Genomic DNA, 6445 nt, shown 5'->3' with positions numbered 1-6445 from the left:
TCTATGCTCTCCCACCAGAGTTCCGCCGTGCCGTCAAAAAGAGGTTCATTTTTGCCCGCCTCTTGTCTGCTCGTAGCTATGTTGATACGGTATTCAAGCAACCCCGGTAGTTGTGTAGAGATTTTGGTATGCTGTTGTAACCACCTCCTGGCAAATTCCTCTTGGCTGATGCCGGATTTACGTTTGAGTAGAGCGATAAGTTTTACCATGGTTCCTCCTTTATTTGACAGCTCCCATAGTGAGGCCGCGAATGAGGTAGCGTTGCAGAAAAAGGGCCAACAGAATATCGGGGATAATGGCAATCGTCCCAGCCGCAGCAATCTGCCCCCAAAGAATCTCGTGGCCCCCAACCGAGATGGGTCAACCCTCATTCTTACGTTTCAATTATACGCCGCGAGGTCGCGCCTAGCTCTTAAAAGGCGTCATTGTCGGTTAATGACAAGCAAAGGCGACGTTCCAGCCAAGACTGGGCCCAATGACAGGGCTCAATGACAGGGCCTTGCAAGAGTGCAAGGCCGGCCTCTCACAAAATCAGTGCTAGGATAAATGCTGGGACAAAAGAAATCCTTACCCCTGGAGATGAACAATGTACCCTGCACTTCTACCCGCTGCGATTGGACTTCAGGTGACGCTGCCTGAAGGCCTGGATTTGGCGAGACGCCATGGCTTTAGCGGTTATCATGTCAATATTCATGAGCTTGCCGCCCTAGGAACCGCCCGAACGGAGGAACTCGCCCAAGAAAAGGGCATAAGGCTCGCCGCTTGGGGCTTTCCCCTCGAGTTCCGCAACGACGAGGGTTCTTATAAGGAGAGTCTGGCGGCCCTGCCGCAACTTGCCGAAACCGCCGCCGAACTGGGGCTGTTTAGGACCTCGACGTGGATTATGCCGTGCTCGAACGAGCTGACGTACCGGCAGAACTTCGCCTTTCATGTTTCGCGTTTAAAGCCTGCAGCAAGTATTCTTGCCGAGTTCGGGATCCGGCTTGGGCTCGAGTATGTGGGTCCTAAGACGCTCTGGTCGAGCCAGCGCTTTCCCTTTGTGCATACCTTAAAGGAGATGACGGAACTCGCGCTTGCGGTCGGCTCGAACGTTGGTTTTTTGCTGGATAGTTTTCACCTCTACACGGCGCACGAGACGGCGGAGGAGGTGCGGCGCCTCAGCCCGGAGCAGATCGTGGAGGTGCATGTAAACGATGCACGGCCTGTGCCTGTAGATGAGCAGTTGGACCAGCTGCGCGCGCTGCCCGGCGAAACAGGCGTCATCGATCTGAAGGCTTTTTTGCAGGCGGTCGCCGCTACCGGTTATGACGGCCCGGTGATGGTGGAGCCGTTTAGTCAGCGGGTGCGTGAGCTAACGGAAGATGACGCCTGTGCCGAGACGGCCTCTAGCCTAAAGAGGGTCTGGCAGCAGGCGGGTCTCCAAACGTCTTGAGAAAACACGTTGGCAAGGTACATACTACGCTTGCAGAAGGGGCCTCGAGGTGACTCGGTGTCGGCGTTCATGGCTTCATTACCACCAGCCCGGTCCCCCCACCGGGCTTTTCGTGGTGGCAAAAGGACTCCGCGGCCAAGTAGGTGGCGGTGTACGAAGTCCTTGATGTTAGTTTAGTGAGCAGGTGTACTGCTAGCGTCCCTTAACCGCGATGGCCGGGGTTAGTGTTTGATAAGTTGTTATGGGATAAGATATAGAAGGACTTCGGAACGGGACGGGGGCATAGCCCGAAGTCCTTCTGCAATCCAGCTTATCGAGTAGGCGTACCGTCAGCGTCCTACGAGCGTTCCACCAGCCCGGTCCCCCCGCCGGGCTGATTCTTTTGCAGGGGTGGGGTCAGAAGAGCCAGTAGCCAGTAGCCTCACCGGTCGCCGTTTGTGGCGTAACCAAGTCAGGCTAATGCCGCCCTCGCCAGTCGAAAAAGCGCGCCAGCCCGGTTTCCGACCAGGTGTAGCGCCAGAGGGGACGGAGCGGCGCGGGCTCCGGTGGCCTCCTGAGCAGGGGAAGGTGTGAAAAGCGGTTTTCGCCCCGTGGCGGCGGCTCTCCGAGCGTCACCTCCAGAGCACCCTCCATAAATGCCACGATTCTACCCTGGTGGTCCCAGAGCAGGCCCTCGTCGAACCAGCCCAGGTGCTGGCCGAAGGGGCTGTAGACCGACAGGGCGTCGCCGACGGGGTCCTGCGCCAAATAGGCGACCGGCTCGCCGCTCCAGAGATGGACGCTCAAGGTGTCGCCCACGATGTAGGCCCCCGCCGTCGCCGAGGCGTCGTAGAGGACGACCTCTTGCGCCCAAACGCCGGCGAGCAGCAGCAGGCCCGCCAGCACAAGGCGTTTAGATACAGGGCTAGATACAGGTCTAGATACAGCGCCCGCCATCGACTTCCAAGCACACACCGGTGATGAATTCGGCCTCGCTCGAGGCCAAAAAGAGCGTGGCGTTGGCGATGTCAAGAGCCCGGCTCAGCCGGCCCAGGGGAATCCCGGCGATCACCTTGGCCCGCTTTTCGGGCGAGTCGCCGCCGATGAAGTCGTCTAGCAGCCCCGTCTCGCCCATCACCGGATTGATAGCGTTGACGCGTATCCCTTCGGGTGCGAGTTCCGCCGCCATCGACTTGGTAATGGTGATGGCCGCGCCCTTGGAGCCGTTGTACCAGGTCAGCCCCGGGCGCGGGCGCACCCCGGCGGTCGAGGCGACGTTGATGAACACCCCCCCTCCCCGCTCCCGAAAGACAGGCACGGCGTGGAGCGCGGCCAGGTAGAGGCTCTTGACGTTGACGGCGTAGACCCGGTCGAAAATCTCTTCTGGAACTTCCAGCATCGGCCCGCTCCTGTGGGTGATGCCGGCGTTGTTGACCATGATGTCGAGGCCGCCAAAGCGCTCTACGGCCGCGCCCACGAGCCTCTTCACCTCGTCGCTTTTGGACACGTCCGCCTTGACGAAGACCGCCTCGCCGCCGGCCTCGCGCAGTTCCGCAGCGACCCTCTCGCCGCCCTCCTCGGCGATATCGTTGACGATAATCTTAGCTCCCTCCTCGGCAAAGCGCTTGGCGATGCCCGCGCCGAAGCCGGAGCCGCCCCCGGTAATGATAGCAATCTTGTCCTGAAGTCTCATCGTTCGCTCCTGTTGGTGTGGGCCCTGCCCATGCTTGCCCTAGCCATGTTTAAAGGTCACCGTCTTGACGATTGTAAAGCTCTTGAGGCCCTCGAAGCCCTTCTCGCGGCCGAAGCCCGAGCGCTTGACGCCGCCAAAGGGCAGCTCGATCCCGCCGCCCGCCCCGTAGTTGTTGACGTAGACCTGGCCCGCCCTTAGCCGCCGGGCGAGGCGCAGCTGCCGCCCGCCGTCCTTCGTCCACACCCCGGCCACCAGGCCGTAATCGGTGCCGTTGGCTAAGGCGACCGCCTCATCCTCGTCCTCGAAGGGCGCAGCCGCCAGGACCGGGCCGAAGACCTCCTCGCGGGCGAGAGGGTGCTCGGGCGGCACCTTGCCGATGAGGGTGGGACGGACGTAGAAGCCGCCCGCCGGCGCGTCCGCCAGGCTCCCCTGCGCCACGACCTCGAGCCCGTCCGCCCGGGCGCGCTCGAGAAAGGCCAGCACGCGCCCTCTCTGCCGGGCGCTGATGAGCGGGCCGCAGTCGGGTTCGCCTGCGGCAGCGCCTACCTTCAGGCGCCCAAAGGCCTCCCCCAGACGCTCCATCACCGTATCGTAGGCCGAGCGCTCGACTAGGAGGCGGCTGCCCGCCGAGCAGGTCTGGCCGGCGTTCTGGATGGCGGCGTTCACCAGGCTGGGCAGGGCGTTCTCAAGGTCGGCGTCGGCGAAGACGAGCTGCGGCGACTTGCCGCCGAGTTCCATCGTCACCGGGCGGTTGTGAATGGCCGCCGCCTGTTGAACGAGCGTCCCTACCGCGGGCGAGCCTGTAAAAGAGATGTGGTCGATACCCTCGTGCCCGGCGAGCGCCGCGCCCGCCTCCGAACCGTAGCCGGTGACGACGTTGAGGACCCCTTCGGGCAGACCCGCTTCCAGGGCCAGCTCCGCCAGCCTCAGCACCGACAGGCAGGCGTCCTCGGCGGGCTTGACCACACAGGCGTTGCCCGCGGCCAGGGCGGCGACGACCGAGCGGCCGAAGATCTGCGCGGGGTAGTTCCAGGGGATGATGTGCCCGGTCACGCCGTGCGGCTCGCGCAGGGTCATCACGGTAAAACCCTCGGCGTAGGGAATCGTCTCGCCGTGCAGCTTGTCGGCCGCGCCGGCGTAGTACTCGCAGTAGCGGGCGCAGGCGCCGATGTCGCTCTCGGCCTGCGGCGCGGGCTTGCCGGTGTCGCGCGACTCGAGCCGCCAGAGCGCGCCAAAGTGCTCCTGAACGAGCCCCGAGAGGCGCATGAGGACGCGGCCTCGTTCGAATGCGGGCACGCGCTCCCAGCTCGACTCGAAGGCGCGCCGCGCGGTCTTCACGGCGGCGTCTATGTCCTCCGCCGTGCCCCTATGGATCTGCCCGAAGGTTTCGCCGCTGCTGGGGTCGACGACGGGAATGGTCGTCCCCCCGGCGACCGCTCTCGGCTCGGCGTCTAGCGTCTCGCTTGCCATGCTCTCTCTCCTCCCGAACACGCTAACAATAAGTCTAAGGCTTAAATGGTTCTGCCGAGAGCGCTCAGCTTCGCGTCACTGGACGCTTTCAGCTCTAGCGCGCGTAGAGCAGGTCGCGCAAAAAGAGCGACACCTCCGGCACGTAAGTGACGATCATCAGGCAGACGAGCACCACGCCTACAAACGGCAACAGGCTGCCGATGATCCTATCCAGAGGAATCTTGGCGACCGTGCAGGCCGCAAAGAGGTTGACGCCCAATGGCGGCGTGATCATGCCGAGCGCTAAGTTGACGACCATGATCAGCCCGAAGTGGACCGGATCGACGCCGAACGTTAGGGCGATGGGCATGAAAATGGGCGCCAGGACGATAATAGCCGCCGAGGTCTCGACGAACATGCCGACGACGAGGAGAAGGACGTTGATGGCTAAGAGAAAGGCCCAGCGCTCGCCGAAGACGCCCGTCATCCAGGCGGCGATCTGGCCCGGCGCGCCCGAGTAGGAGATGAGAAAGCTGATGAGTGACGCCGCCGCGATGATCAGCATGATGATGGCGGTCGAAATGATCGACTGCCGGAAGATGTTGGGTAGGTCCCGGGGACTTATCTCGCGGTAGACGAGCCCACCCACTAAAAGCGCGTAAAAGACCGCCACCGCCGAGGCCTCGGTGGGCGTAAAGACGCCGCCGTAGATGCCGCCGATCACCACGAAGGGCATCAGCAGGGCCAGAAGCGCCCGTTTAAAGGCCGTTCCGAGCGGCATCCGCCCGCTCCGGTCGCTAGCGCCGAAGCCTTTTAGCGCGCTCAAGACGGCGATAAAGGCGATGAGCGCGCCGCCGACCAACAGGCCGGGGCCGATCCCGGCGATAAAGAGCTGGCCGATCGACACGTCGGTGCTGACGCCGTAGATGATGAGCGGGATCGACGGTGGGATGAGCACGCCCAGTTCCGCCGAGGAGGCCTGCACCGAGGTGGCGAAGGGGCGTGGGTAGCCGCTACGGATCATGGCGGGAATGAGAATGGCGCCGATGGCAAAAGTCGTCGCTACCGAAGAGCCCGACACCGAGGCGAAGATCATGCAGGTGAGCACGCAGGTGCAGGCGAGGCCGCCCGGCATGCCGCCTATTATCGACTTGGCGAAGTCCACCAGCCGCGCCGAGATGCCGCCCGCCCCCATCAGGTTGCCTGCTAAGATAAAAAAGGGGATCGCCATGAGGGGCACCCTGTCGATGCCGGTGAACATGCGCTGGGCGACCAAGAGCAGCGGCAGGTTGGTAAAGAACTCGATGGCGACGATGCTGGCCAGCGTGATCGCTACCGCGATGGGCACGCCCAGGGCAAAAAACACCATGAGGGCTAAGACCAGCGCCGCGTTCACGCCGTCTCCGCCACCGTTTCGCTGAAGAGAAGCCGCTCCGGGTCCCTCACGACCTCGACAAAGCGCGCCAAGACAGCGACGATGCAAAAGGCCGCGCCGACCGGGATCGCCGCGTAAACCCAGGCGATCGAGATCCAGATGCCCGCTAAGGCCTGCAGCTGCACGCGCAGGGTCATCTTGTAGCCCTGCCAGGCTAGGATCACTAGGGCGAGGAACGTCAAGAGCGTCACCACGCTGTAGACCGGCACCAAGAGGCGGCGCGGCAAGAGCCGGTAGACGAGTTCGACCGCGATCATGGCGCCCATCCGAAAGGCCGCCGCGCAGCCCAAAAAGACGAACCAGATCATGATCGAGCGCGCCGCCACCTCGGACCACACCGAGGGGTGGCCGAAGACGAAGCGGGTGATCACCTGGTAAAAGGAGAGGCTGACAGAGGTGGCCAGCAAGAGCGCCGCTAAGTTGTGGACGAAGCCGGTGAGGAGGCGCTCGAGGCCGA

Annotated in this window: 7 protein-coding genes; 1 reads left to right on the top strand and 6 read right to left on the bottom strand. The window is 63.0% G+C overall.

Annotated features, from left to right (window positions below; all coding sequences use genetic code 11):
* The coding region (locus M3498_15045; GenBank protein ID MDQ3460596.1) for an EthD family reductase at nucleotides 1-209 on the bottom strand (209 nt) is incomplete at its 3' end.
* A 416-nt stretch (nucleotides 210-625) separates the two neighbouring features.
* Here M3498_15045 and M3498_15040 point away from each other — a divergent pair.
* The gene (locus tag M3498_15040) at nucleotides 626-1432 is read left to right on the top strand and encodes a sugar phosphate isomerase/epimerase (protein MDQ3460595.1); all 807 of its coding nucleotides are present in this window, start codon (nucleotides 626-628) and stop codon (nucleotides 1430-1432) included.
* Nucleotides 1433-1888: 456 nt separating this feature from the next.
* Here the strand turns inward: M3498_15040 and M3498_15035 are convergent, their stop codons facing one another.
* The 5 genes from M3498_15035 to M3498_15015 form a co-directional block, all read right to left on the bottom strand.
* Complete coding sequence (locus M3498_15035; GenBank protein ID MDQ3460594.1) at nucleotides 1889-2317, bottom strand: hypothetical protein; 429 nt, start codon at nucleotides 2315-2317, stop codon at nucleotides 1889-1891.
* Nucleotides 2318-2348: 31 nt separating this feature from the next.
* Entirely contained in the window at nucleotides 2349-3104 is a 756-nt protein-coding gene (locus M3498_15030) for an SDR family oxidoreductase (GenBank protein MDQ3460593.1), read from the bottom strand.
* 39 nt (nucleotides 3105-3143) lie between these two features.
* Nucleotides 3144-4574 carry an aldehyde dehydrogenase family protein gene (locus M3498_15025; GenBank protein MDQ3460592.1) on the bottom strand — a complete coding sequence of 477 codons (1431 nt, stop codon included), beginning with the start codon at nucleotides 4572-4574 and terminating at the stop codon, nucleotides 3144-3146.
* Between the two features lie 94 nt (nucleotides 4575-4668).
* Nucleotides 4669-5949, bottom strand: coding sequence for a TRAP transporter large permease (locus tag M3498_15020; protein MDQ3460591.1), 1281 nt, complete (start codon nucleotides 5947-5949; stop codon nucleotides 4669-4671).
* The coding region (locus M3498_15015) for a TRAP transporter small permease (protein MDQ3460590.1) at nucleotides 5946-6445 on the bottom strand (500 nt) is incomplete at its 5' end. The genes M3498_15015 and M3498_15020, both read right to left, overlap by 4 nt.

The organism is Deinococcota bacterium (assembly GCA_030858465.1).
GTDB lineage: Bacteria > Deinococcota > Deinococci > Deinococcales > Trueperaceae > JALZLY01.
Note: the sequence above shows the minus strand (reverse complement) of the source record. Positions and strands in the feature narration are given on the sequence as shown.